We start from the raw sequence: 26708 nt of genomic DNA, 5'->3' as shown, positions 1-26708 counted from the left end.
TCTTCCCAACACTCGTCGTGTGCGGTGGAGCCACGGCGAGGGGTTGGTATCGGACATGGAGATCGTCGGGAGCGTCCCGCCCGAGCCGGGCCAGGCCCCGCCGCCCACGGCGCCCCGCGAGCCGGCCGGCCCCGCGGGCCGCCCCGTCCGGCAGGGCTGCTGGCGGTTCACCGCGCCCGCGCTCCCCACCTCCGTGCCCCGCGCCCGGCACGGCGTCGCCGACCTGATGCGCCGTCAGAAGGTGCCGCTGGGCGCCGACCTGCTGGACGGCTTGCTGCTGATCGTCTCCGAGCTGGTCACCAACGCCGTCCAGCACGCAGCGCTGCTCTCCCCGGAGCTCACCGTCGAGGTGTCCGTCGGCCCGGCGGAGGTGCGGGTGGCCGTCGAGGACGGCCACCCCTACCGGCCCCGCCCGCTGGTCCCCGACGAGGAGCGGATCGGCGGCCGGGGACTGCTGCTGGTGCAGGCCGTGGTGGACGAGGCCGGCGGCAGCTACGACGTCGAGCACACCGCGGGCGGCGGCAAGGTCGTCTGGGCCGTCCTGCCCCTCGCCGCCGCGCCGGCCCCTCCCCGCGCCGCCGGCCCTACCAGCCCGCCCCGGCCCCGATGACCTCGCGGACGGCCGGCCGCGCCGTGTCCAGCACCGTCATGAACCACGCCGAGAACGTCACCTCGGACATCAGCTTCTCCAACTCGGCGGGGGTCACATAGGCGTACTCCTCCACCTCCTCCGGGTCCGGCTCCGGGGTGGCCCGCACGGTGCCGACGAAGAGGTGGTTGTACTCCTGCTCCACCAGCCCCGACAGCGGGTCCGGGTGGTTGTAGCGCACCGTGCCCGCCTCCCGCAGCAGCTCGGGGGCCAGGCCCAGCTCCTCCGCCGTGCGCCGGGCCGCCGCCACGAAGGGGAGTTCGCCGGGGTACGGGTGCCCGCAGCAGGTGTTGGACCACACGCCGGGGGAGTGGTACTTGCCCAGCGCCCGGCGCTGGAGCAGCAGCCGCCCCTGTTCGTCGAAGAGGAAGACCGAGAAGGCGCGGTGCAGCCGGCCGGGGGCGAGGTGCGCGGAGACCTTCTCGGCGGTCCCGATGGTTCTGCCGTCCTCGTCGACCAGCTCCAGCATGATCGGTTCAGCGGCTTCGGGGGAGGCGGGGGCCGCGGCGGAATCGGCGGAGCGGCCCTCGGCTGATGTGATCGGCATTGACCATCCTCGGGTGTCGGTCTTGGCCCTCAAGTCTGCCCCACGGCGACCCCGGCGGAACGCGGGGACCCGGGGGAGGCGGAAGCGCGCGGACGGGCGCGGATCAGTGGCAGAGCCGCGCCTCGCGCTCCGCGTACCCGCCCGGTTCCAGCTGGAAGGTGCAGTGCTCGACGGCGAAGTGCTCCCCGAGGCAGCCCTGGAGGTCCCGCAGCATCCGCTCGTGCCCGGCCGCGTCCAGCGCCACCCGGTCCACCACCACGTGCGCCGACAGCACCGGCATCCCCGAGGTGATCGTCCAGACGTGCAGGTCGTGCAGGCCCGTCACCCCCGGCAGCGCCGTGATGTGCGCCCGGACCTCGTCCATGTCCACGTCCCGGGGCGCGGCCTCCAGCAGCACGTCCAGCGCCTCGCGCAGCAGCTTCAGCGTCCGGGGCACGATCATCAGCCCGATCAGCAGCGAGGCCACCGGGTCCGCCCGGGTCCAGCCCGTCGCCATGATCACCAGGGCGGAGACCACGACGGCCAGCGACCCCAGCGCGTCCAAGAGGACCTCCAGGAACGCCCCGCGCACGTTCAGGCTCTCCTTCTGCCCGCGCATCAGCAGGGACAGCGAGATCAGGTTGGCGACCACGCCCACCAGACCGAACACGACCGTCGTCCCGCCCGGCACCTCCGTCGGCGCGGTCAGCCGCTGGACCGCCTCGAAGAGGATGTAGCCGCCGACGCCGAGCAGCAGCAGGCAGTTCAGCAGCGCCGCCAGGATCTCGGCGCGCGCGTAGCCGTAGGTGCGCCGGCCGCCGCTCGGCCGGTTGGCGAAGTGGATCGCGACCAGCGCCATCCCGACGCCCACCGCGTCCGTCGCCATGTGACCGGCGTCGGCCAGCAGCGCCAGCGAACCGGTGAGCATCGTGCCGACGATCTCCGCCACCAGCACCGAGAGCGTGATGCCCAGGGCGATCCGCAGCCGCCCCCGGTAGGCCGCCGCGGCGGTGCCGGTCGGCGGGGGGCCGCCGTTCGCGTGCCCGTGGTCGTGCCCTGCACCCATGAACGCCGCCTCCCGCGTACCGGTCCCCGGCGGCGGGGTGCCGCCCGGCACCTCAGTGAACTACGGGCGGGGGGGCCCTGGGCAACGCGACACCGAACACCGTTGTCATCCCCGCTGACCTGCGAGGATTCCATCAGTTCGAGGGACCTCCGGGCTCACCCGGCGGACGCGTCCGGATGGCGCAGCCGCCAGCCCTCCCAGGCCGACACGACCATGCTCCGCACGTCGTGGCGCGGGCTCCAGCCGAGCGTCCGGGTGATCAGGTCGTTGCCGGCGACCACCCGGGCCGGGTCGCCCGGACGGCGCGGGCCCACCTCGGGCGTCAGCCCCGGGCGTCCGCTGACCTCGCCGATCAGGTCCGCCATCTCCCGGACGGACACCCCGTGGCCGGTGCCCACGTTCAGCGTCAGGTCGCCCGCCTCCGGGCGCTCCGCCAGCCGGCGGGCCGCGGCCAGGTGCGCGGTGGCCAGGTCCTCGATGTGGATGTAGTCACGGACGCAGGTGCCGTCCGGGGTCGCGTAGTCGCCCCCGAAGATCAGTGGGCGCTCGCCCCGGGTGATCCGGTCGAACATCATCGGGATGATGTTGAACACACCGGTGTCGGCCAGCTCCGGCCGGGCCGCGCCCGCCACGTTGAAGTAGCGGAGGCAGGCGGTCGACAGGCCGTGCGCGGCGCCCACGGCCCGGACCAGCCATTCGCCGGCCAGCTTGGTCTCCCCGTAGGGGTTGATCGGCAGGCACGGCGTCGTCTCGGTGACGAGGTCGACGTCCGGCATCCCGTAGACGGCCGCGGAGGAGGAGAAGACGAAGCTCCGGACGCCCGCCGCGACGACGGACTCCAGCAGCACGGTCAGCCCGTGCACGTTCTCCCGGTAGTACAGCAGCGGCCGCTCGACCGACTCCCCGACCTGCTTCTTGGCCGCGAGGTGCACCACACCGGTCACCCCGTGCTCCTTCAGCGCCCGGTCGACGGCCTCCCGGTCCAGGACCGAGCCGCGCACCAGCGGGACGCCCTCGGGCAGCCGCGCCGCGTCACCGCTGGACAGGTCGTCCAGGACGGCCACCCGCTCGCCGGCCTCCGTCATCGCCCGCGCCACATGGGCCCCGATGTACCCGGCCCCACCTGTGATCAGCCACGTCATGACGGCACCCTAGACCAGTCAGGGCACCCCGCCGGCCCGCGCCGGGCCGGGTCCTGACCGGCCGGGAACCACGGCGGCGCCCCGGACGTCCTCCTCGTGAGGCCCGGGCCGCACCCGGCGGTGAACGGCGGCTTCCAGTGATCCGATAGCCTCTGCCGACGTGCCGCTCGCCACCGACGCCGGGGCCCCCGCGCGGCACCACCGCTGCCCGGACACCTGCGGACCCGAGGCGGCCAGGCACGCTTCCAAGGAGTGAGTTCGTCTGTCGACCGCCATCCTCACCGGTTTGCCGCCCGTCGGCTCCTCCCTGGAGGGCGACCTGCGGTCCCTGGGCTTCGACGTGCGCGTGGCGGCCGACGCCGCCGAGGTGTCCGCCGCCCTGGCGGCCGCCCCGGCCCACGCCCGGCTCGCCCTCGTCGACCACCGCTTCGTCGGGCACCTCCACAGCCTCCGGCTCGCGCTGACCGACCCCCGCTTCCCCGCCGCCGCGGTGCACGGCGCCCTCACGGTGCAGCCCGAGGCCCGGGCCGCGCTGGGTGACGTCGTCGCGCTCGCCGACGGCCGGCACCGGGTGGGCGCCTACGCCGGCTTCCCGGCCGCGCCGGCCTCCCCGCTCGACGTCCTCCCGGACGCCCTGGCCGCCGGCCTCGAAGCGCACGGCGTCGCCGTGCACCGCCCCGAGCTGGGCGTGCTCGTCGCCGACGTCCCGCCGGACGCCCCGGCCCGGGCGCACGCCGAGGCGGCCGTCGCGGCCACCGACGACGAGGCGGTCCGGCTGCGGAACGCCGTGAAGTCCCGCGACGGGTTCTTCACCACCTTCTGCATCAGCCCGTACTCGCGCTACATCGCCCGCTGGTGCGCCCGGCGCGGATTCACCCCCAATCAGGTGACGACCGCCTCGCTGCTGACGGCGCTGATCGCGGCGGGCTGCGCGGCGACCGGCACCCGCCCCGGGTTCGTCGCCGCCGGCCTGCTGCTGCTCTTCTCGTTCGTGCTCGACTGCACCGACGGCCAGCTCGCCCGCTACTCGCTCCAGTACTCCACGCTCGGCGCCTGGCTCGACGCCACCTTCGACCGGGCCAAGGAGTACGCCTACTACGCGGGCCTGGCGCTGGGCGCCGCCCGCGGCGGTGAGGATGTGTGGGCGCTGGCGCTCGGCGCGATGGTCCTCCAGACCTGCCGGCACGTCGTGGACTTCGCGTTCAACGAGGCCAACCACGACGCCACGGCGAACACCAGCCCGACCGCGGCGCTCTCCGGGAAGCTGGACAGCGTCGGCTGGACGGTCTGGGCCCGCCGCATGATCATCCTGCCGATCGGCGAGCGCTGGGCGCTGATAGCCGTCCTCACCGCGCTCACCACCCCGCGCGTCGTCTTCATCGTGCTCCTGGTCGGCTGCGCCTTCGCCGCCTGCTACACCACCGCGGGCCGCGTCCTGCGCTCGGTGACCCTCCCCCAGCTACCGCTGGGGGGACCCCCAGCCCGCCGCACCGACCGCGCCGCCCGGGCGCTGTACGAGCTCACCGACTCGGGCCCGGTCGCCGAGACCGTCGCCCGGCTCACCCGCGTCAAGGGCGCCGTGACCGTCCCGCTCCTGGGCCTGCTCGGCACCGCCGCGCTGCTGGTCCCGCTGCTGGTCAAGCCCTTCGGTAGCCCCCTGGGCGTCGCCGGCGCCGCGGTCTACGCGATCTTGACCGGCCTCGCGGTCTCCAGCCCCCTCAAGGGCCCCCTCGACTGGCTGCTCCCGCCCGTCCTCCGCGCCGCCGAATACCTGGCGATCCTCGTCCTCGCCGCGCGCTCGGACGTCGCCGGGGCGCTTCCCGCGGCGTTCGGCCTGGTGGCCGCGGTCGCCTACCATCACTACGACACGGTGTACCGCATCCGCGGCGGCACCGGCGCGCCCCCGCACTGGCTGGTCCGGATGATCGGCGGCCACGAGGGACGGGCCCTGGCGGTCACCGTCGCCGCCGTCCTGTGGCAGGGCCAAGGCTTCACGATCGCGCTGACGGCCCTCGCGGCCGGCATCGCCCTCGCGGTGCTCATCGAGAGCATCCGCTTCTGGGTGTCCTCCGGGGCGCCCGCAGTACACGACGAAACAGGAGAACCCGCATGATCGGCCTCGTGCTGGCAGCCGGCGCCGGACGCCGTCTGCGCCCCTACACCGACACCCTCCCCAAGGCCCTGGTGCCCGTGGACGGCGAGACGACCGTCCTCGACCTCACCCTGGCCAACTTCGCGGAGGTCGGTCTGACCGAGGTCGCGATCGTCGTCGGTTACCGCAAGGAGGCCGTGTACGCGCGGCAGGCGGCGCTGGAGGAGAAGTACGGCCTCAAGCTCACCCTGATCGACAACGACAAGGCCGAGGAGTGGAACAACGCCTACTCCCTGTGGTGCGCCCGTGAGGTCCTCGGCCGCGGCGTGATCCTCGCCAACGGCGACACCGTCCACCCGGTCTCCGTCGAGAAGACCCTGCTCGACGCCCGTGGCAACGGCCAGAAGATCATCCTCGCCCTCGACACGGTGAAGAACCTCGCCGACGAGGAGATGAAGGTCATCGTGGACCCCGAGAAGGGCGTCCAGCGCATCACCAAGCTGATGGACCCGGCCACCGCGACCGGCGAGTACATCGGCGTCACCCTGATCGAGGCCGAGGCCGGCGCCGAGCTCGCCGACGCCCTCAAGGTGACCTTCGAGAAGGACCCCGACCTCTACTACGAGGACGGCTACCAGGAGCTGGTCAACCGCGGCTTCAAGATCGACACCGCGCCGATCGGCGACGTCAAGTGGGTCGAGATCGACAACCACGACGACCTCGCCAAGGGCCGGGAGATCGCGTGCCAGTACTGACGAGGCTCATCCCCTCGCCGGTCGTGGTCGACATCCGGGCCGGGGCCCTGGACGATCTCGCGAGCGTCCTCGCGGACCAGCGGATCTCCAGCTCCGGCAAGCTCGCCGTCGCGATCAGCGGCGGCTCCGGGGCGGCGCTGCGCAAGCGGCTCGCCCCGGCGCTGCCCGGCGCCACCTGGTACGAGGTCGGCGGCGGCACCCTCGACGACGCCATCAAGCTGGCCGACGCCATGAAGTCGGGCCACTACGACGCGGTCGTGGGCCTGGGCGGCGGCAAGATCATCGACTGTGCGAAGTTCGCCGCCGCGCGCATCGGCCTGCCGCTGGTCGCCGTGGCCACGAACCTCTCCCACGATGGTCTCTGCTCGCCGGTCGCCACCCTCGACAACGACGCGGGCCGCGGCTCGTACGGCGTGCCCAACCCGATCGCCGTCGTCATCGACCTCGACGTCATCCGGCAGGCCCCCGGCCGCTACGTCCGTTCGGGCATCGGCGACGCCATCTCCAACATCTCCGCCGTGGCGGACTGGGAGCTGGCCCACCGGGTGCGCGGCGAGGACATCGACGGCCTGGCCGCCGCGCTGGCCCGGCAGGCCGGCGAGGCCGTGCTGCGCCACCCGGGCAGTGTCGACGACGACGGGTTCCTCCAGGTGCTCGCCGAGGGCCTCGTGCTCACCGGCATCTCGATGTCCGTGGCCGGCGACAGCCGCCCGGCCTCCGGCGCCTGCCACGAGATCAACCACGCCTTCGACCTGCTCTACCCCAAGCGCGCCGCCCCGCACGGCGAGCAGTGCGGCCTCGGCGCCGCCTTCGCCATGCACCTCCGCGGTGCTCGCGAGGAGTCCGCGCTGATGGTCGAGGCCCTGCGCCGGCACGACCTGCCCGTGCTCCCCGGCGACATCGGGTTCACCGAGGACGAGTTCGTCCGCGCCGTGGAGTTCGCTCCGCAGACCCGGCCCGGGCGGTACACCATCCTGGAGCACCTCGCCCTCACCACCGACCAGATCAGGGACGCATACGCCGACTATGCAGAAACCGTCAGTCGCTGAACTCCGGCCGGTCGTCCACCCCGCGGGGGTGAAGGACCGGCGCAGCGGTGAGCACTGGGCCGGCCGCCTGTACATGCGGGAGATCTCGCTGCGGGTGGACCGCCACCTGGTGAACACCCGCGTCACGCCCAACCAGCTCACCTACCTGATGACCGTCGCGGGCGTCCTCGCGGCCCCGGCCCTGCTGGTGCCCGGGATCGCGGGCGCCGTGCTCGGCGCCGTCGCCGTCCAGCTCTACCTGCTGCTGGACTGCGTCGACGGCGAGATCGCCCGCTGGAAGAAGCAGTACTCGATGTCCGGGGTCTACCTGGACCGGGTCGGCGCCTACCTGTGCGACGCCGCCGTCCTCCTCGGTCTCGGCCTGCGCGCCGCCGACCTCTGGGGCGGCGGGCGCATCGACTGGCTGTGGGCCTTCCTCGGCACGCTCGCCGCGCTCGGCGCCGTCCTGATCAAGGCGGAGACCGACCTCGTCGGCGTCGCCCGCCACCAGAACGGCATGCCGCCGGTCAAGGAGGCCGCGGCCGAGCCGCGTTCCTCCGGCATGGCCCTGGCCCGCAAGGCCGCCGCGGCACTGCAGTTCCACCGGCTGATCCTCGGCATCGAGGCGTCGCTGCTGATCGTGTTCCTCGCGATCCTGGACCAGGCCCGGGGCGACCTCTTCTTCACCCGCCTCGGCACTGCCGTCCTCGCCGGCATCGCCGTCCTGCAGACGCTGCTGCACCTCGTGTCCATCCTCGCCTCCAGCAGGCTGCGATGAGCGCCCGGGGCCTGAAGGTCGGCGCGGTCGTCCTCACCATGGGCAACCGCCCCGCCGAGCTGCGCGCGCTGCTGGAGTCGGTCGCCAAGCAGGACGGCGACCCGATCGAGGTCGTCATCGTGGGCAACGGCGCGCCGCTGCCCGAGGTGCACGTCCCCGGGCTGTCGGTGCGGACCGTCGAGCTGCCCGAGAACGTGGGCATCCCGGCCGGCCGCAACGTCGGCATCGAGGCGTTCGGCCCGGCCGGACGCGACGTCGACGTCCTCCTCTTCCTGGACGACGACGGGCTGCTGCCCAACCAGGACACGGCGGAGCTCTGCCGCCGCGCGTTCGAGGCCGACCCGAAGCTGGGCATCATCAGCTTCCGGATCGCCGACCCGGACACCGGCGTCACCCAGCGCCGGCACGTCCCCCGGCTGCGCGCCTCGGACCCGATGCGCTCCTCCCGGGTGACCACCTTCCTGGGCGGCGCCAACGCGGCCCGCACCCGGGTGTTCGCCGACGCGGGCTGCCTGCCGGACGAGTTCTTCTACGCGCACGAGGAGACCGACCTCGCCTGGCGGGCCCTCGACGCGGGCTGGATGATCGACTACCGGGCGGACATGGTCCTGCACCACCCGACCACCGCCCCCAGCCGGCACGCGGTCTACCACCGCATGGTGGCCCGCAACCGGGTCTGGCTGGCCCGCCGTAACCTGCCGGCCCTCCTCGTCCCGGTCTACCTCGGGGTGTGGATGCTGCTCACCCTGGCCAGGAAGCCCTCGATGCCGGCGCTCCGCGCCTGGTTCGGCGGTTTCAAGGAGGGCTGGACGACGCCGTGCGGTCCGCGCCGGCCCATGAAGTGGCGTACCGTGTGGCGCCTGACCCGGCTGGGTCGCCCGCCGGTGATCTGACAAGCTCTTGTCTGAGAGCATCGGGCGCTGCCGGGGGACCGTCCCCGGCAGCGCACCTTGAGGACGAAAGTGTCAACAGTGAGCGAGACAACGCACGGCAGTGCGGTCGCCATGAGTGCTGCACCATCACCCGACGCCGGGCTGTCGGCCGCCGAGCTGGCCAGGAAGTACGGCCTGTCGGTCAGCGGCGCCCGCCCGTCGCTGCCGGAGTACGCCCGGCAGCTGTGGGACCGGCGGCACTTCATCCTTGCCTTCTCCCGGGCCAAGATGACGGCCCAGTACAGCAAGGCCAAGCTGGGGCAGCTCTGGCACGTGGCCACGCCCCTGCTGAACGCCATGGTCTACCTGCTGATCTTCGGCTTCCTGATGGGCCAGAGCAAGGGCATGGGGATCAGGGTCTACATCCCCTTCCTGGTGACGGGCGTGTTCGTCTTCACCTTCACCCAGAGTTCGGCGCTCTCCGGGGTCCGGGCCATCTCGGGGAACCTGGGCCTGGTGCGCGCCCTGCACTTTCCCCGGGCCGCGCTGCCCATCTCCTTCGCACTGCAGCAGCTCCAGCAGCTGCTGTTCTCGATGTGTGTGGTCTTCGCCTTCCTGATCGGTTTCGGCCATATGCCGGCGCTGTCCTGGCTGCTGATCGTGCCGGTGCTGGTGCTGCAGTTCGTCTTCAACACCGGCCTGTCGCTGGTCCTGGCCCGGCTGGGCAGCAAGACCCCGGACCTCGCGCAGCTCCTGCCGTTCATCCTGCGGACGTGGATGTACGCGTCCGGTGTGATGTACAACATGGTCGAGGCGCTGAAGAAGGCGAACGCGCCCGGCTGGGTCGTCGACGTGCTGAGCGCCAATCCGGCGGCGGTCTACATCGACTTGATGCGGTCGTCGCTGATCACCAGCCACGCGGCGAGCAAGCACATCGACCTGCCGGCGCACGTCTGGCCGCTGGCGGTCGGCTGGGCCGTCCTCGTCGGCCTCGGGGGCTTCGTGTACTTCTGGAAGGCTGAGGAGCAGTACGGCCGTGGCTGAGCAGAGCACCGCCCCCGACGGGGCCCGTATCCCCACCGTGATCGCGGACGACGTGCACATCGTCTACCGCGTCTACGGCGGCAACACCGGCCGGGGCAGCGCCACCGCCGCGCTCAACCGGATCGTCAAGCGCTCCCCGGGCGCCGGGGTGCGCGAGGTGCACGCCGTCAAGGGCGTGAGCTTCACCGCGTACCGCGGCCAGGCCATCGGCCTCATCGGCTCCAACGGCTCGGGCAAGTCCACGCTGCTGAAGGCCATCGCCGGGCTGCTGCCCACCGAGCGCGGCAAGGTCTACACCGACGGCCAGCCGTCCCTGCTGGGCGTCAACGCCGCGATGATGAACGACCTCACCGGCGAGCGGAACGTCATCCTCGGCGGTCTCGCGATGGGCATGACCCACGAGGAGATCCGCGAGCGCTACCAGGACATCGTCGACTTCTCGGGCATCAACGAGAAGGGCGACTTCATCACGCTGCCCATGCGGACGTACTCGTCCGGCATGGCGGCCCGGCTGCGCTTCTCCATCGCCGCGGCGAAGAAGCACGACGTGCTGATGATCGACGAGGCGCTGGCCACCGGTGACCGGTCCTTCCAGAAGCGCTCGGAGGCGCGGGTGCGCGAGCTGCGCCAGGAGGCCGGCACGGTCTTCCTGGTCAGCCACAACAACCGCTCGATCCGGGACACCTGCGACCGGGTCCTCTGGCTGGAACGCGGCGAGCTGCTGATGGACGGCCCGACGGACGAGGTCGTCCGGGCCTATGAGAAGGAGACCGCCCGCTGAGGGCGGAATCGGGCCTCCCGCCGCGAGCGCGCGGCGGGAGGCCCGTCTCCGTTTCCGTGTCGGAAAATGACATGGACGCGCATATCGACTGGGACGGGTCCGGCAGGGCGTGGCATTGTATGGATCAAGCACGGACCTCGGCGAAGACCGCGTGCTTGTACGGCGTACGCTGTAGCGTGCTGTGCCAGGGAGGCGCCCGGCGGTGCCGGGCACCGGGGGCGTTTCAGGGGCGGCTCACGGGGGAGCAGGGCAGGAGGCCGCGCTGCGGCGTGTCCGAAATAGGATGTTCTGGGTCGGCAGTGTAGAACGGGAGATGTGACGGCGATGGCTGTGATGGCTGCGGGGCCTCTCCAGATCAGAGGCGCATACGCCGTCTGTGGTCCGGGCAGCCCGCGATGACCGCGGGGACGGACGCGCACGCGCGTGCCGTGCTCGACAAGGCCGCGCACGAGAACTTCCCGGTCGCGCCGTTCTTCCTGCCGCGCGCCCGGCGTGACGATCTGATGGCGATCTACGGGTACGCGCGGCTGGTCGACGACATCGGCGACGGCGACGTGGCCCCCGGCGGGCGCGACGCCGAGCTGCTGGGCCTCGACCGAGAGCAGGCGGACGACCGGCTCGCGATGCTCGACGCCTTCGAGGCCGACCTGCGGCGGGTCTTCGCCGCCCACGGCACGGGCCCGAGCCATCCGCTGCTGCGGCGGATCCGGCCGATGGTCCGGCGCCACGGCCTCACCCCGGAGCCCTTCCTGGGCCTGATCGAGGCCAACCGGATGGACCAGCGGGTGCGCCGCTACGCGACGTACGACGACCTGGTCGCCTACTGCGAGCTGTCGGCGAACCCCGTCGGACGGCTCGTCCTCGGGGTCACCGGCACGGCCAGCCCCGAGCGGATCCGCCGCTCGGACGCGGTCTGCACGGCGCTCCAGATCGTCGAGCACCTCCAGGACGTGGCCGAGGACCTGGCACGTGACAGGATCTACCTCCCGGCCGAGGACATGGAACGTTTCCGGGTGGGCGAGGCCGACCTCGCGCGGCCCCGTGCGGGCGCGTCGGTGCGCGCCCTGGTCGCGTTCGAGGCGGAACGCGCCCGGTGCCTGCTGAATGAAGGGACCCCCCTGGTGGGTAGCGTCCACGGCAGGCTGAAGCTGTTGCTCGCGGGGTTCGTGGGCGGGGGGAGGGCCGCGCTCCGGGCGGTCGCCGCCGCGGGACACGACGTACTCCCCGGACCGCCCAAGCCCACCAAGCTCAGCCTGCTGCGCGAGGTGGGGGCGACACTGCGAAGAGAGGGGTGAGCGGGACCGTGATCGGTACGCCACACGCGTCCGCACCGGTACTCGCCGCGTACAGCTACTGCGAGGCCGTCACCGGACAGCAGGCCGGCAACTTCAGCTATGGGATCAGGCTGCTGCCCACCGCCAAGCGGCGGGCCATGTCGGCGCTCTACGCCTTCTCCCGGCGGGTCGACGACATCGGGGACGGACCGCTGGACGACGAGTCCAAGCGGCTCCGGCTGGAGGAGACGCGCGCCGTGCTGGGCCGGATAAGGGGCGGCGACGTCGAGGAGGACGACACCGACCCGGTGGCCGTCGCCCTGGCGCACGCCGCGCGGCGCTTTCCCATTCCGCTCGGCGCGCTCGACGAACTGATCGACGGCGTTCAGATGGACGTTCGCGGCGAGACCTACGAGACCTGGGACGACCTGGCGGTGTACTGCCGCTGTGTCGCGGGGTCGATCGGACGGCTCTCGCTGGGCGTGTTCGGCACTGTGCCCGGCGCACGGGATACCGAGCGCGCCTCCGAGTACGCCAATACGCTGGGGCTGGCGCTCCAGCTCACCAACATCCTGCGTGACGTCCGGGAGGACGCGGCCAACGGCCGTACCTACCTCCCTTCCGACGACCTCGCCAAGTTCGGCTGTTCGGCCGGGTTCGGCTCCGCCGTGCCGCCGGAGGGCGCCGACTTCACCGGCCTGGTGGCCTTCGAGGTCCGGCGCGCCCGTGCGCTGTTCGCCGAGGGCATGCGGCTGCTGCCGATGCTCGACCGGCGCAGCGGCGCCTGCGTCGCCGCGATGTCCGGCATCTACCGCCGGCTGCTCGACCGCATCGCCGAGACCCCGCAGGCCGTGCTGCGCGGCCGGGTCTCGCTGCCCGGACGGGAGAAGGCCCTGGTGGCCGTCCGCGGGCTGTCCGGTTACGACGCGCGCAGCGTCCACCGGCAGACCGCCAGGGGGCGCGCTTGATGAGCCCCGCGACCCCGCCCGCGGGCGCAACCTCCGAGGGCGCGGACGCGTCCCTGACAGCAGCCAGAAGGGTGGGAGCATGACGGAGACCGACGCACCCGCCGTACCCGCCGGCCGGTCGGGACGCCCCGACGGGTCGGCCGCCGTGGTGGTCGGCGGCGGGCTCGCCGGCGTCACCGCGGCGCTCGAACTCGCGGACGCCGGACTCCGGGTCACGCTGCTGGAGGGCCGCCCCCGGCTGGGCGGCCTCGCCTTCTCGTTCCGGCGCGGGGAGCTGACCGTCGACAACGGGCAGCACGTCTTCCTGCGCTGCTGCACCGCCTACCGCTGGTTCCTCGACCGGATCGACGCCGGCCACCTCGCCACCGTGCAGGACCGCCTCGACGTCCCCGTCCTGGACGTCGGCCACCGCTCCGGGCGCCCGCGGCTGGGCCGGCTGCGCCGGTCCGCGCTGCCGGTCCCGCTGCACCTGGCCGCCAGCCTGGCCACGTACCCGCACCTGTCGCTCGCCGAGCGGATGAGCGTCGGGCGCGCCGCGCTGGCGCTGCGCGGGCTCGACCCCGCCGACCCGGCGCTGGACGACGTCGACTTCGCCACCTGGCTGCACCGCCACGGGCAGTCGGCCCGTACCGTCGAGGCGCTCTGGGACCTGGTGGGCGTCGCCACCCTGAACGCCACCGCCGACCAGGCGTCGATGGGGCTGGCCGCCAAGGTCTTCAAGACCGGGCTGCTCTCCGAGCCCGGCGCCGCCGACATCGGCTGGGCGGGCGTCCCGCTAGGCGAGCTGCACGACACCCGGGCCCGCGCCGCGCTGGACAAGGCCGGGGTGCGGGTCGCGCTGCGCACCCGCGTCACCGGTCTCACCCGGGCCGACGGCGGCGGCTGGCGGGTGGAGGCCGAGAGCGGTCCCGGCACCGGTGAGCGGCTGGACGCCGACGCGGTGGTGCTCGCCGTCCCGCAGCGCGAGACGCACGCGCTGCTGCCGGACGGCGCGCTGCCCGACGCCGGGCGGCTGCTGGAGATCGGCACCGCGCCGATCCTCAACCTGCATGTGATTTATGATCGCAAAGTCCTGCGGCAGCCGTTCTTCACGGCGCTCGGGTCTCCCGTGCAGTGGGTCTTCGACCGGACGCACTCCTCGGGGCTGGCCGCCCGCACCGCGACCGGGCAGTACCTGGCGGTCTCCCAGTCGGCCGCGCAGGACGACATCGACCGGCCGGTCGCCGAGCTGCGGGCGCGCTTCCTGCCCGAGCTGGAGCGGCTGCTGCCGGCCGCCCGCGGCGCCGGCGTGCGGGACTTCTTCGTGACCCGGGAGCGGACAGCGACGTTCGCCCCCACACCGGGCGTCGGCCGGCTGCGGCCGGGCGCCCGGACCGACGCGCCCGGCCTGTTCCTGGCCGGTGCGTGGACCGCAACCGGCTGGCCCGCGACCATGGAGGGCGCCGTGCGCAGTGGTCTCAGCGCCGCGGACGCGGCCCTCTCCGGGCTCGGCCGGACCTATCGCAGCCCCGTGCGGGAGGCGGTATGACCCAGCGAGTCCCCCAGGCGCCCGCCCCCCGAACGGGGCGCGCGTGAGCACGATCACCAGAGGAGAGACCGTGACTTCGGCGATCCCAGCCTGCGATACCGGCGACGTCAGCGCCCTGTTGGAGCGCGGACGGACGCTCGCCACGCCGGTGTTGCGTGCCGCCGTCAACCGGCTCGCGGCACCGATGGACACCGTGGCCGCCTACCACTTCGGCTGGATCGACGTCGACGGGCGGCCGACGGACGGCGACAGCGGCAAGGCCGTCCGCCCCGCCCTGGCCCTGCTCTCGGCCGAGGCCGCCGGCGCCGCCCCGGAGACGGGCGTGCCGGGGGCGGTGGCCGTGGAGCTCGTGCACAACTTCTCGCTGCTGCACGACGACCTGATGGACGGCGACGAGCAGCGCCGGCACCGCGACACCGTCTGGAAGGTGCACGGCCCGGCGCAGGCGATCCTCGTCGGCGACGCTCTTTTCGCGCTCGCGAACGAGGTGCTGCTGGAGCTGGGCACGGCCGAGGCCGGCCGGGCCACCCGCCGGCTGACCACCGCGACCCGCAAGCTCATCGACGGCCAGGCCCAGGACATCTCCTACGAGCACCGCGAGCGGGTCACCGTGGCGGAGTGCCTGGAGATGGAGGGCAACAAGACCGGCGCCCTGCTGGCCTGCGCCGCCTCCATCGGCGCGGTGCTCGGCGGCGCCGACGACCGTACGGCCGACGTCCTGGAGGCGTACGGCTACCACATGGGCCTCGCCTTCCAGGCGGTCGACGACCTGCTCGGCATCTGGGGCGACCCGGAGGCCACCGGCAAGCAGACCTGGAGCGATCTGCGGCAGCGCAAGAAGTCGCTGCCGGTCGTGGCCGCCCTGGCGGCGGGCGGGCCGGCCTCCGAGCGGCTCGCGACCATCCTGGCCGAGGACGCCAAGCTGACGGATGCCCAGCTCGCCGACTTCGACGAGGAAGAATTCGCCAGCCGCGCGGCGTTGATCGAGGAGGCGGGCGGCCGGGAGTGGACCTCGCAGGAGGCCCGCCGGCAGCACGCGACGGCGATCGAGGCGCTGGACGGAGTTGACATCCCGTCAGAGATCCGGGCCCGTCTCGTCGCGCTGTCGGACTTCGTTGTAGTACGAAAGAGATGATGAGTATTCACCCGAACTAGCCATCGCGGTCGCCGGCCGGTGCGCTGCTCGCGTCGGCCGACGGAAACCCCAGGTACGGCAGTACGGCAGAGAAGCAACTCACTGCATTAGGGGAAACCATGACAGCGACGACCGACGGCGCCGGGGCACTCCTGCCCCGTGCGGCCGAGGCCGGTCACAGTGTCACCGCTGTGACAGAAGTGAAGGAGGAGGCGGCCGGCGGAGCACCGGCCGCCGTCCGCGCCGCCGCCGAGCGGGCCACCGCGCGGGCGACCGAGTACCTCCTGTCCCACCAGAACGAGCAGGGATGGTGGAAGGGCGACCTGGAGACCAACGTCACCATGGACGCCGAGGACCTGCTGCTCCGCGAGTTCCTGGGGACCAGGGACGACCGCACCACCCGCGCCGCGGCCCGCTGGATCCGCTCCCAGCAGCGGCCGGACGGCACCTGGGCCACCTTCCACGGCGGGCCGGGGGAGCTGTCCGCCACCGTCGAGGCGTACGTCGCCCTCCGGCTCGCCGGGGACGCCCCGGACGAGCCGCACATGGCCGCCGCCTCCGCCTGGGTCCGCGAGCGCGGCGGCATCGCCGCCACCCGGGTCTTCACCCGGATCTGGCTGGCCCTCTTCGGCTGGTGGAAGTGGGAGGACCTCCCGGAGATGCCTCCGGAGATCATGTTCCTCCCCAAGTGGATGCCGCTGAACATCTACGACTTCGCCTGCTGGGCCCGGCAGACCATCGTTCCGCTCACCGTCGTCGGCGCCCACCGGCCCGTACGGCCCGCGCCGTTCGCCCTCGACGAGCTGCACACCGACCCCCGCCGCCCCAACCCGCCGCGCCCGCCCGCGCCGGCCGCCAGCTGGGACGGTTTCTTCCAGCGCCTGGACAAGGCGCTGCACGCCTACCGCAGGGTCGCCGTCCGCCCCCTGCGCCGCGCGGCGCTCAACGCCGCCGCCCGCTGGATCGTCGAACGCCAGGAGAACGACGGCTGCTGGGGCGGCATCCAGCCCCCGGCCGTCTACTCCGTCATCGCCCTGCACCTCCTCGGCTACGACCTGGACCACCCGGTGCTGCGCGCGGGCCTGGAGTCGCTGGACCGCTTCGCCGTCTGGCACGAGGACGCCGACGGCGAGCCGGTCCGGATGATCGAGGCGTGCCAGTCCCCGGTCTGGGACACCTGCCTGGCCACCATCGCGCTCGCCGACGCGGGGCTCGCCCCCGACCATCCGGCGCTGGTCAAGGCCGCCGACTGGATGCTCGACGAACAGGTCCTGCGGCCCGGGGACTGGTCCGTGCGGCGCCCCCGACTGGAGCCCGGCGCCTGGGCCTTCGAGTTCCACAACGACAACTACCCGGACGTCGACGACACCGCCGAGGTGGTGCTCGCGCTGCTGCGCGTCCGGCACCCGGACCCGGCGCGCGTCCAGGAGGCCGTCCGGCGGGCGATGCGGTGGACCGTGGGCATGCGGTCGAGGAACGGCGCGTGGGCCGCGTTCGACGTCGACAACACCAGCCCCTTCCCCAACCGGCTCCCGTTCTGCGACTTCGGCGAGGTCATCGACCCGCCCTCCGCGGACGTGACCGCCCACGTGGTGGAGGCGCTGGCCGTCCTCGGCAAACAGCACGACCCCCGGGCCCGCGGGGGCATCGAGTGGCTGCTCGCCGAACAGGAGGAGTGCGGCGCCTGGTTCGGCCGCTGGGGCGTCAACTACGTCTACGGGACGGGGGCGGTGGTCCCCGCCCTCGTCGCCGCCGGTCTCCCCGGCTCCCACCCCGCCCTCCGGCGGGCCGTCGCCTGGCTGGAGAGCGTCCAGAACGCCGACGGCGGCTGGGGCGAGGACCTCCGCTCCTACCGGGACGCCGACTGGATGGGCCGCGGGGAGTCCACCGCCTCCCAGACGGCCTGGGCCCTGCTGGCCCTGCTGGCGGCGGGGGAGCGGGACAGCCCCGCCGTCGAACGCGGGGTGGCCTGGCTGGCCGGCACCCAGCGCCCGGACGGCTCCTGGGACGAGCCCTACTTCACCGGCACCGGCTTCCCCTGGGACTTCTCCATCAACTACCACCTGTACCGGCAGGTGTTCCCGCTCACGGCCCTCGGCCGCTACCTGCACGGCGAACCCTTCGCTGCCCGGGAGGTCTGATGGATCCCGGCACGGAACCCCCCGCGGCGCCCCTGCTGGTCGCCTGCGCCCTGGGCATCGAGCGCCTCGCCCTGCGCGGCGGCCGGCACGGCGCGGCGGGCTCCGCCACCATCCTGCGCACGGGCATGGGCCCGCAGGCGGCGGACCGTGCCGTGACCGCGGCGCTCGGCGGCGACGGCAGGTACGCCGCGCTCGCCGACGCCGCCGTGATCGCCACCGGCTTCTGCGCCGGCCTCGCCCCCGGGATGCACCCCGGAGACCTGGTCGTCGCCGACGAGACCCGGGACGCCGAAGGGCGCACCGAGTGCGCCGGTGTGGAGCTCCTCGCCAAGGAGCTCGCCCGGGTGGTACCCAGGCGGACCATCCACACCGGCCCACTGGTAGGTTCCGACCATGTGGTGCGCGGGGCGGAACGATCCGCCCTGCACGCCTCGGGGGCGCTCGCGGTGGACATGGAGTCCGCCGCCACGCTCAGAAGCGCCGTCCGGGCCGGTCCGCGCCCGGTTGCGGCCGTCCGAGTGGTCGTGGACGCTCCCGAACACGAGCTTGTCCGCATCGGGACCCTGCGCGGTGGAATATCGGCATTCCGCGTGCTGCGCACCGTCCTTCCGGCCTTTTTTGCATGGCACCGTTCTTTGCTGCTCCCCAGGAGGTGAGCCAGATGGCAATGCCGCTTCGTCAGTCCATCCGCGTCGGTACCTATCTCGCTGAACAGAAGCTGCGCAGGCGGGAGAAGTTCCCGTTGATCGTGGAACTGGAACCGCTCTTCGCGTGCAATCTCAAGTGCGAGGGGTGCGGCAAGATCCAGCACCCGGCGGGGATCCTGAAGCAGCGCATGCCGGTGGCGCAGGCGGTCGGCGCGGTGCTGGAGTCCGGCGCGCCGATGGTCTCCATCGCCGGTGGCGAACCCCTGATGCACCCTCAGATCGACGAGATCGTCCGGCAGTTGGTGGCCAAGAGGAAATACGTCTTCCTCTGCACCAACGCGATGCTGCTGCGCAAGAAGCTCGACAAGTTCACGCCCTCGCCGTACTTCGCGTTCGCGGTGCACATCGACGGGCTGCGCGAGCGGCACGACGAGTCCGTGGCGAAGGAGGGCGTCTTCGACGAGGCGGTGGCGGCCATGAAGGAGGCCAAGCGGCGCGGCTTCCGGGTCACCACCAACTCGACCTTCTTCAACACCGACACCCCCCAGACCATCGTCGAGGTGCTCAACTACCTCAACGACGACCTGAAGGTGGACGAGATGATGATCTCGCCCGCCTACGCCTACGAGAAGGCCCCGGACCAGGACCACTTCCTGGGCGTCGAGCAGACCCGGGAGCTGTTCTCCAAGGCGTTCTCCGGCGGCAACCGGAAGCGGTGGCGGCTCAACCACAGCCCCCTCTTCCTCGACTTCCTGGAGGGTAAGGCCGACTTCCCCTGCACCGCCTGGGCCATCCCCAACTACTCGCTCTTCGGCTGGCAGCGCCCCTGCTACCTGATGAGCGACGGGTACGTGCCCACCTACCGGCAGCTGGTGGAGGAGACCGACTGGGACAAGTACGGCCGCGGCAAGGACCCGCGGTGCGCCAACTGCATGGCGCACTGCGGCTACGAGCCCACCGCCGTACTGGCGACCATGAGCTCGCTCAAGGAGTCGCTGCGCGCCGTCCGCGAGACCGTCTCGGGCAACCGGGACTGACGCCGTGACCACGGTGTCGCTGGGAACGCCGTCCGTCCCCGCCCGGATCGCCGTCCGCCGGCCCAGCCGGCGGATCCGGGTGGGGTCGGTGGCGGTGGGCGGGGACGCCCCGGTGTCGGTGCAGTCGATGACGACGACGCGGACGTCGGACATCGGTGCGACGCTCCAGCAGATCGCGGAGCTGACGGCGTCGGGCTGCCAGATCGTGCGGGTGGCGTGCCCGACGCAGGACGACGCGGACGCGTTGAAGGTGATCGCGGCGAAGTCGCAGATCCCGGTGATCGCGGACATCCACTTCCAGCCGAAGTACGTGTTCGCGGCGATCGACGCGGGCTGTGCGGCGGTGCGGGTGAACCCGGGCAACATCAAGCAGTTCGACGACAAGGTCAAGGAGATCGCGAAGGCGGCCTCCGAGGCCGGCACCCCGATCCGCATCGGGGTGAACGCGGGGTCGCTCGACCGCCGTCTGCTCCAGAAGTACGGCAAGGCCACGCCCGAGGCGCTGGTGGAGTCGGCGCTGTGGGAGGCGTCGCTGTTCGAGGAGCACGGCTTCCGGGACATCAAGATCTCCGTCAAGCACAACGACCCCGTCGTCATGGTCAACGCCTACCGGCAGCTCGCCGCCCAGTGCGACTACCCGCTGCACCTGGGTGTGACGGAGGCGGGTCCGGCGTTCCAGGGCACGATCAAGTCGGCGGTGGCGTTCGGTGCGCTGCTGGCGGAGGGCATCGGCGACACCATCCGTGTCTCGCTGTCGGCGCCGCCGGCGGAGGAGGTCAAGGTCGGCATCCAGATTCTGGAGTCGCTCAACCTGCGCCAGCGCCGGCTGGAGATCGTCTCGTGTCCGTCGTGCGGGCGGGCGCAGGTGGACGTCTACAAGCTGGCGGACGAGGTGACCGCGGGTCTGGAGGGCATGGAGGTGCCGCTGCGCGTGGCGGTGATGGGCTGTGTGGTCAACGGTCCGGGTGAGGCGCGCGAGGCGGACCTGGGTGTGGCGTCCGGCAACGGCAAGGGGCAGATCTTCGTGAAGGGCGAGGTCATCAAGACCGTCCCCGAGTCGAAGATCGTCGAGACCCTCATCGACGAAGCCACGAAGCTGGCCGGTGACATGGCGGCGGCGGGTACGCCCTCCGGGCCGCCCGCCGTCACCGTGGCCGGCTAGCGAGGACCGACACGGGACCCGGCGCGAGGGGCCGGGGACGACCCGGGGAGCCGGCGGGGCCGGAGGGCGTCCGGAGAGATCCGGACGGCACGGAAGGCCCGGTCGGGGACCCGGAACAGACGAGGCCGACTGAGCTAAGGAGGGGGCCGGCGTGTCGTTGCTGGAGAACATCCGCGGTCCGCGGGACCTGAAAGCACTGGGCACGGAGGACTTGGACGAACTGGCGGAAGAGATCCGCCACTTCCTGGTGCACGCCGTCGCCAGGACCGGCGGCCACCTCGGCCCCAACCTCGGCGTGGTGGAGCTCACCATCGCGCTGCACCGCTCCTTCGACTCGCCCTCCGACCGCGTCCTCTGGGACACCGGGCACCAGTCGTACGTTCACAAGCTGCTGACGGGCCGTCAGGACTTCTCCAAGCTCCGCAGCAAGGGCGGTCTCTCCGGCTACCCCTCCCGCGAGGAGTCCGAGCACGACGTCATCGAGAACAGCCACGCCTCCACCGTCCTGAGCTGGGCCGACGGCCTCGCCAAGGCCAACCAGGTGCTCGGCCGCTGGAACCGGCACGTCGTCGCCGTCATCGGCGACGGCGCCCTCACCGGCGGCATGGCCTGGGAGGCGCTCAACAACATCGCCGCCGCCGGGGACCGGCCGCTGATCATCGTCGTCAACGACAACGAGCGGTCCTACGCCCCCACCATCGGCGGCCTCGCCGACCACCTGGCCACCCTGCGCACCACCGACGCCTACGAGCGGTTCCTCGCCCGCGGCAAGGAGACGATCCAGGGCCTGCCGCTGATCGGCAAGCCCCTCTACGAGTCGCTGCACGGCGCCAAGAAGGGCTTCAAGGACGCCTTCGCCCCGCAGGGCATGTTCGAGGACCTCGGCCTGAAGTACCTCGGGCCGATAGACGGGCACGACATCGCCGCCGTCGAGTCCGCGCTGCGCCGCGCCAAGCGCTTCCACGGGCCCGTCCTGGTGCATGTGCGCACGGAGAAAGGTCGGGGCTACCGGCCCGCCCTGGAGGACGAGGCCGACCGCTTCCACACCGTCGGCGTGATGAACTCGCTCACCGGCGCGCCGCTCACCCCCGCCGCCGGCACCTCGTGGACCTCGGTCTTCGGCGACGAGATGGTCCGCATCGGCGCCGAACGGCCGGACGTGGTGGCCCTCACCGCCGCGATGCTCCATCCCGTCGGGCTGACGAAGTTCGCCGAGCGCTTCCCGGAGCGGGTCTGGGACGTGGGCATCGCCGAGCAGCACGCCGCGACGTCCGCGGCCGGGCTGGCGACGGGCGGCCTGCACCCGGTCTTCGCCGTCTACGCCACCTTCCTCAACCGGGCCTTCGACCAGGTGCTGATGGACGTCGCCCTGCACAAGTGCGGCGTCACCTTCGTCCTCGACCGGGCCGGCGTCACCGGCACCGACGGTCCGTCGCACAACGGCATGTGGGACATGTCCGTCCTCCAGGTCGTCCCCGGCCTGCGGATCGCCGCCCCGCGCGACGCCACCCGGCTGCGCGACGAGCTCCGCGAGGCCGTCGACGTCTCCGACGCGCCCACCGTCGTCCGGTTCCCCAAGGCCACCGTCGGGGCGGACATCCCGGCGGTGGACCGCGTCGGCGGCATGGACGTCCTGTACCGCTCGGACCTCTCAGCGGAGACGTCCGCGGGGATGTGTGCGGAGACGTCCGCGGAGACGTTCGTCGAGACGTCCGCCGACGTGCTGCTCGTCTCCGTCGGGACCATGGCCGAGGTCGCGCTGGAGGCCGCCGACCTGCTGGCCGCGCGCGGCACCGGCTGCACCGTCGTCGACCCCCGCTGGGTCAAGCCGGTCGACCCCGGACTGCCCGCCCTCGCCGCCGGACACCGGATGGTGGCCGTCGTCGAGGACAACAGCCGCACCGGCGGCGTCGGCTGGGCCGTCGCCCAGGCGCTGCGCGACGCGGACGTCGACCTGCCCGTCGAGACCATCGGCATCCCGGAGCAGTTCCTCGCCCACGCGAAACGCTCCGAGGTGCTGGCCGACCTGGGCCTCACCCCCGCCGAGATCGCCGGCCGGATCAGCGCGGTCCTGGCCCGCAAGGAGAACGCATGACCGTCGGACCCACCGAGGACACCACCACGACCAAGGGCTTCGACCTCGCCCGGCTGCTCGCCGAGCGCGGCGGGGAACGGTACGAGCTGCACGCCCGGCACCTCAACCACCAACTGCCCCGGATGCTGCACACCATCGGCTTCGACAAGGTCTACGAGCGGGCCGAGGGCGCCTACTTCTGGGACGCCGACGGCGACGACTACCTCGACATGCTCGCCGGCTTCGGCGTGATGGGCCTCGGCCGCCACCACCCCGTCGTCCGCAAGGCCCTGCACGACGTACTCGACGCGTCGCTCGCCGACCTCACCCGCTTCGACTGCCCGCCGCTGCCCGGCCTGCTCGCCGAGAAGCTGCTCGCGTACGCGCCGCACCTGGACCGGGTGTTCTTCGGCAACAGCGGTACGGAGGCGGTCGAGACGGCGTTGAAGTTCGCCCGGTACGCCACCGGCAAGCCGCGCGTCCTCTACTGCGCCCACGCCTTCCACGGGCTGACCACCGGGTCGCTGTCGGTCAACGGCGAGAGCGGCTTCCGCGACGGCTTCGCCCCGCTGCTCCCGGACACCGCGATCGAACTGGGCGACCTGGACGCGCTGGAACGGGAACTGCGGCGCGGCGACGTCGCCGCGTTCGTCGTCGAACCCATCCAGGGCAAGGGCGTCCACCTGCCTCCGTCCGGCTTCCTCCGCGCCGCGCAGGAACTGCTGCACCGGCACAAGGCCCTGCTCATCGCCGACGAGGTGCAGACGGGCCTGGGCCGCACCGGGAAGTTCTTCGCCTACCAGCACGAACAGGGCGTCGAGCCCGACCTGGTATGCGTGGCCAAGTCGCTGTCCGGCGGCTACGTCCCCGTCGGCGCCACCCTGGGCAAGGACTGGATCTTCAAGAAGGTCTACTCCTCCATGGACCGCGTCCTCGTCCACTCCGCCAGCTTCGGCTCCAACGCCCAGGCGATGGCGGCCGGACTCGCCGTGCTGTCGGTGATGGAGGACGAGCGCGTCGTCGAGAACGCCCGGGTCACCGGTGATCTGCTGCGGTCGCGGCTGTCCGCACTCGTCGACAAGTACGAGCTGCTGCACGACGTCCGCGGCCGGGGCCTGATGATCGGCATCGAGTTCGGGCGACCCAAGTCGCTGGCGCTGCGCGGACGGTGGACCATGCTGCAGGCCGCCCGGAAGGGGCTGTTCGCACAGATGGTGGTGGTGCCGCTGCTCCAGAAGCACCGGATCCTGACGCAGGTGTCGGGGGACCACCTGGAGGTCATCAAGCTGATCCCGCCGCTCGTCATCGGGGAGCGAGAGGTCGACCGCTTCGTCGCGGCGTTCACTGCCGTGATGGACGAGGCGCATGGGGGCGGGTCGTTGATGTGGGACTTCGGGCGGACGCTCGTGAAGCAGGCTGTGGTGAATCGGTGAGGGTGCCCCGGTCCCTCCCCTTCGCCGCTTCCTGGGGCTGCGCCCCAGACCCCCTTTTCGCGGCTTCGCCGCTCGTCCTCAAACTCCCCCCCTGGGGGAGTTTGAGGACAACCGCGCGGAGCGCGGTTTCGGGGGTGCGGGGGCTTGCCCCCGGCCGTCAGGCCGTCAGCAAGCGCTCCCGCAGCCGCTCCCGGTCCTCCGCCGAGAACCCGAGTCCCTCGCTCAAGTATCCCTCCACCGAGCCCCACTTCTCGTCGATCGTCGCGAACGCCTCCGCCAAGTACTCCGCCCGCGCCGCGAACAACGGCGAGAGCAGTTCCAGCACCTCCGCCGGCAGAGCGGTCTCCCGCCGCACCGGGAACCGCCGGTGCGGCGCGTCGGACAGCAGGTAGTCCGCCTCGATGGCGTCCCGCGGGACGCCGAGGGCGAGCAGGGTGACCGCGACGGCCAGCCCCGCGCGGTCCTTGCCGGCGGCGCAGTGCAGGAGGGCGGGCACGTCGCCGTCGGCGAGTGTGCGGAGGACGCGGGTGTGTTCGGGGGCGCGGTGGGTGATGATCGAGCGGTAGGAGGCGGTCATGCGGGCGGCGGCGCGGCCGTCGGAGAGGACGGTGCGCAGTTGCTCCGGGGTGCCCTGGTGGATCATCCGCCAGAACTCGTCGCCGTCCGCCTGGTCGCTCATGGGGATGTTGACGTACCGGACGCCGGGCAGCGGCACGTCCGGGCCCTGGCTCGCGATGTCGGCGGCGTTGCGGAAGTCGAAGACGGTGTGCAGGCCCAGCGAGCCGAGGAACGCCGTGTCCGCCTCGGTGGCCCGGGCGAGGTGGCCGCTGCGGAAGAGGACGCCGGGCCGTACGCGCCGTCCGTCGGCGGCCGGGAGGCCGCCCAGGTCGCGGAAGTTGCGGACCCCCGCGAGCAGGGGTTCGGTCGTGGGGACCTGCGGCGTCTGGGTCACGGGCGCTCCTCGGGTCGTCGGCGGCGCCGAGGGGCACACGGCGCCGCTCCGACCTTACGTCTGCCTTATTCCGGATGAGGTGACTCAATCGGGGTGGGATACATCACGGCACGTCAACCCCTGGTTACGGTGGCGTAGGTCACTCGCGAGCAGGAATGATGTGCTGACGTGGCAGACGATTCGAATTCAATGAGCAAGAGCGCGATCGGGTCGTACGCAGCCGTCGGGGACAGCTTCACCGAGGGCGTCGGCGATCCGGGGCCCGGCGACTCGTTCATCGGCTGGGCCGACCGACTGGCCGTACTCCTGGCCGACGAGCGGGAGGAGCACACCTTCCGGTACGCCAACCTGGCGGTGCGCGGCAGGCTGCTCGACCAGATCGTCGAGGAGCAGGTGCCGCGGGCGAAGGAGCTCGCGCCCGATCTGGTGACGTTCTGCGCGGGGGGCAATGACATCCTGCGGCCGGGTTCCGACCCGGACGACGTGGCGGAGCGGTACGAGGCGGCGGTGGCCGACCTCCGGGCCTCGGTCGGCACGGTGCTGGTCTGCACCGGCTTCGACACCCGGGACGTACCGCTGCTGAAGCACCTGCGGGGCAAGATCGCCACGTACACGGCGCACGTCCGCGCCATCGCCGACCGGCACGACTGCCCGGTGCTCGACCTCTGGTCGCTGCGCTCGGTGCAGGACCGGCGGGCCTGGAGCGAGGACCGGCTGCACCTCTCGCCGGACGGGCACACCCGGGTGGCGCTGCGCGCCGCGCAGGTGCTGGGTCTGGCGGTGCCCGCCGACCCGGACCAGCCGTGGCCGGCGGAGGACCAGCGGACGCCGGCCGAGGTGCGGCGGGACAACATCCACTGGGCGCGCGAGCACCTGGTGCCGTGGATCGGGCGGCGGCTGCGCGGCGAGTCGTCCGGTGACCATGTGGAGCCGAAGCGGCCGGATCTGCTGCCGCTGTAGCGGTGCGCCGGGCGTACGGCGCACGGATCGGGCCCCGGTCCTTTCCCCTGGGGGAAGGACCGGGGCCCGATCCGTCGGATGCGGTCCTCCGGCGGGTCTTCAAGGGTGGGCGGGTGTCCCGCCTACGGACAGAGCCGCCGGTGCGGCAGGTCGGCCCAGACGATCCGGCCCCGCCCCGCGTCGTCCGGCCGTACGCCCCACGCCTGGGACAGGGCGCCGACGAGCAGCAGTCCCCGCCCGCTCTCCTCGTCCGTCCCGCTGAAACGCGCCCGTGGTTCGGTGGGGGCGCAGCCGTGGTCCGCCACCTCTATGCGCACCAGCGCCTCGTTCACCCGCAGATGGCAGCTGACCTTGTCGCTGTCCGTGTGCCGCACCGCGTTGGTGAAGAGTTCCGACACCACCAACCGGGCGTCGTCGCAAGCGGTTTCGTCGATGCCCCATTCCCGCAGCCGGGTGAGGACTCGTCTTCGCGCCTCCGCCACCGAGGCGTTGAGGGCCGGGAAATTGAACCCGTAGGCGTAGGCGGCCTGCGGGCGCCCGCCGAAGCAGCCGCCGCGGCGCCCCAGCAAAGGTGCGTCTTGGGAGGGGACCACTCCGCAACTATGTGCGATGTGAGTCAGATGTGGCAAGCTTCAGTCTGTAAATTGCAGAATCGAAAGCACAG

Annotated in this window: 24 protein-coding genes; 19 read left to right on the top strand and 5 right to left on the bottom strand. The window is 72.4% G+C overall.

Annotated features, from left to right (window positions below; all coding sequences use genetic code 11):
• Positions 1–55: 55 nt before the first annotated feature.
• On the top strand, positions 56–610 hold the full coding sequence (locus K7I03_RS05005; RefSeq protein WP_185943580.1) for an ATP-binding protein: 555 nt from the start codon (positions 56–58) through the stop codon (positions 608–610).
• Here K7I03_RS05005 and idi read toward each other — a convergent pair.
• From idi to galE, 3 genes are all read right to left on the bottom strand, one after another.
• Positions 585–1196: an isopentenyl-diphosphate Delta-isomerase gene (gene idi / locus K7I03_RS05000; RefSeq protein ID WP_152263490.1), complete on the bottom strand. Its 612-nt coding sequence runs from the start codon at positions 1194–1196 to the stop codon at positions 585–587. The two genes, K7I03_RS05005 and idi, sit on opposite strands and share 26 nt — an antisense overlap.
• Before the next feature lie 103 nt (positions 1197–1299).
• Positions 1300–2241, bottom strand: a complete 942-nt coding sequence (locus tag K7I03_RS04995; RefSeq protein ID WP_224346890.1) for a cation diffusion facilitator family transporter — start codon at positions 2239–2241, stop codon at positions 1300–1302.
• 155 nt (positions 2242–2396) lie between these two features.
• Positions 2397–3383: a UDP-glucose 4-epimerase GalE gene (gene galE / locus K7I03_RS04990; protein ID WP_185943397.1), complete on the bottom strand. Its 987-nt coding sequence runs from the start codon at positions 3381–3383 to the stop codon at positions 2397–2399.
• Positions 3384–3645: 262 nt separating this feature from the next.
• Between galE and K7I03_RS04985 the strand changes: the two genes are divergently transcribed.
• From K7I03_RS04985 to K7I03_RS04905, 17 genes are all read left to right on the top strand, one after another.
• Entirely contained in the window at positions 3646–5496 is a 1851-nt protein-coding gene (locus K7I03_RS04985) for a DUF5941 domain-containing protein (protein WP_185943579.1), read from the top strand.
• On the top strand, positions 5493–6230 hold the full coding sequence (locus K7I03_RS04980) for a phosphocholine cytidylyltransferase family protein (protein WP_185943396.1): 738 nt from the start codon (positions 5493–5495) through the stop codon (positions 6228–6230). The genes K7I03_RS04985 and K7I03_RS04980 overlap by 4 nt, the downstream gene beginning before the upstream one ends.
• The gene (locus K7I03_RS04975; protein WP_185943395.1) at positions 6218–7279 is read left to right on the top strand and encodes an iron-containing alcohol dehydrogenase family protein; all 1062 of its coding nucleotides are present in this window, start codon (positions 6218–6220) and stop codon (positions 7277–7279) included. Before K7I03_RS04980 ends, K7I03_RS04975 begins: the two co-directional genes overlap by 13 nt.
• The gene (locus K7I03_RS04970) at positions 7257–8036 is read left to right on the top strand and encodes a CDP-alcohol phosphatidyltransferase family protein (protein ID WP_185943394.1); all 780 of its coding nucleotides are present in this window, start codon (positions 7257–7259) and stop codon (positions 8034–8036) included. The genes K7I03_RS04975 and K7I03_RS04970 overlap by 23 nt, the downstream gene beginning before the upstream one ends.
• Positions 8033–8929 carry a glycosyltransferase family 2 protein gene (locus tag K7I03_RS04965; RefSeq protein WP_185943393.1) on the top strand — a complete coding sequence of 299 codons (897 nt, stop codon included), beginning with the start codon at positions 8033–8035 and terminating at the stop codon, positions 8927–8929. The genes K7I03_RS04970 and K7I03_RS04965 overlap by 4 nt, the downstream gene beginning before the upstream one ends.
• A gap of 78 nt (positions 8930–9007) precedes the next feature.
• A complete protein-coding gene (locus K7I03_RS04960) occupies positions 9008–9952 on the top strand; it encodes an ABC transporter permease (RefSeq protein WP_185943392.1) in 945 nt (314 codons plus the stop codon).
• Entirely contained in the window at positions 9945–10733 is a 789-nt protein-coding gene (locus K7I03_RS04955) for an ABC transporter ATP-binding protein (RefSeq protein ID WP_185943391.1), read from the top strand. Before K7I03_RS04960 ends, K7I03_RS04955 begins: the two co-directional genes overlap by 8 nt.
• A 395-nt stretch (positions 10734–11128) precedes the next feature.
• Positions 11129–12028: a squalene synthase HpnC gene (gene hpnC, locus K7I03_RS04950; RefSeq protein ID WP_185943390.1), complete on the top strand. Its 900-nt coding sequence runs from the start codon at positions 11129–11131 to the stop codon at positions 12026–12028.
• Complete coding sequence (gene hpnD / locus K7I03_RS04945) at positions 12025–12975, top strand: presqualene diphosphate synthase HpnD (RefSeq protein ID WP_185943389.1); 951 nt, start codon at positions 12025–12027, stop codon at positions 12973–12975. The genes hpnC and hpnD overlap by 4 nt, the downstream gene beginning before the upstream one ends.
• Before the next feature lie 79 nt (positions 12976–13054).
• A complete protein-coding gene (gene hpnE / locus K7I03_RS04940) occupies positions 13055–14503 on the top strand; it encodes a hydroxysqualene dehydroxylase HpnE (RefSeq protein ID WP_185943388.1) in 1449 nt (482 codons plus the stop codon).
• A 70-nt stretch (positions 14504–14573) separates the two neighbouring features.
• Positions 14574–15638 (top strand): polyprenyl synthetase family protein, encoded by a 1065-nt coding sequence (locus tag K7I03_RS04935; protein WP_224346888.1) that lies wholly within the window; start codon positions 14574–14576, stop codon positions 15636–15638.
• Positions 15639–15757: 119 nt separating this feature from the next.
• Positions 15758–17779 (top strand): squalene--hopene cyclase, encoded by a 2022-nt coding sequence (gene shc / locus K7I03_RS04930; RefSeq protein ID WP_185943386.1) that lies wholly within the window; start codon positions 15758–15760, stop codon positions 17777–17779.
• Positions 17779–18435: a phosphorylase family protein gene (locus K7I03_RS04925; protein WP_185943385.1), complete on the top strand. Its 657-nt coding sequence runs from the start codon at positions 17779–17781 to the stop codon at positions 18433–18435. Before shc ends, K7I03_RS04925 begins: the two co-directional genes overlap by 1 nt.
• 5 nt (positions 18436–18440) lie before the next feature.
• Positions 18441–19463: an adenosyl-hopene transferase HpnH gene (gene hpnH, locus K7I03_RS04920; protein WP_185943384.1), complete on the top strand. Its 1023-nt coding sequence runs from the start codon at positions 18441–18443 to the stop codon at positions 19461–19463.
• A gap of 4 nt (positions 19464–19467) precedes the next feature.
• Complete coding sequence (gene ispG / locus K7I03_RS04915) at positions 19468–20625, top strand: flavodoxin-dependent (E)-4-hydroxy-3-methylbut-2-enyl-diphosphate synthase (protein WP_224346887.1); 1158 nt, start codon at positions 19468–19470, stop codon at positions 20623–20625.
• Between the two features lie 151 nt (positions 20626–20776).
• Complete coding sequence (gene dxs / locus K7I03_RS04910; protein WP_185942194.1) at positions 20777–22720, top strand: 1-deoxy-D-xylulose-5-phosphate synthase; 1944 nt, start codon at positions 20777–20779, stop codon at positions 22718–22720.
• Entirely contained in the window at positions 22717–24132 is a 1416-nt protein-coding gene (locus K7I03_RS04905; protein WP_185942193.1) for an aspartate aminotransferase family protein, read from the top strand. Before dxs ends, K7I03_RS04905 begins: the two co-directional genes overlap by 4 nt.
• Before the next feature lie 157 nt (positions 24133–24289).
• Here K7I03_RS04905 and K7I03_RS04900 read toward each other — a convergent pair whose 3' ends face one another.
• Positions 24290–25084 carry a tyrosine-protein phosphatase gene (locus tag K7I03_RS04900; protein ID WP_185942192.1) on the bottom strand — a complete coding sequence of 265 codons (795 nt, stop codon included), beginning with the start codon at positions 25082–25084 and terminating at the stop codon, positions 24290–24292.
• Between the two features lie 168 nt (positions 25085–25252).
• Here K7I03_RS04900 and K7I03_RS04895 point away from each other — a divergent pair, with 168 nt between their 5' ends.
• Positions 25253–26044 (top strand): SGNH/GDSL hydrolase family protein, encoded by a 792-nt coding sequence (locus tag K7I03_RS04895; RefSeq protein ID WP_185942191.1) that lies wholly within the window; start codon positions 25253–25255, stop codon positions 26042–26044.
• Between the two features lie 122 nt (positions 26045–26166).
• Here K7I03_RS04895 and K7I03_RS04890 read toward each other — a convergent pair whose 3' ends face one another.
• Positions 26167–26637 (bottom strand): ATP-binding protein, encoded by a 471-nt coding sequence (locus tag K7I03_RS04890; RefSeq protein ID WP_224346886.1) that lies wholly within the window; start codon positions 26635–26637, stop codon positions 26167–26169.
• Between the last annotated feature and the right edge of the window lie 71 nt (positions 26638–26708).

The organism is Streptomyces mobaraensis (assembly GCF_020099395.1).
GTDB lineage: Bacteria > Actinomycetota > Actinomycetes > Streptomycetales > Streptomycetaceae > Streptomyces.
This window is presented reverse-complemented; position numbering and strand designations above follow the sequence as displayed.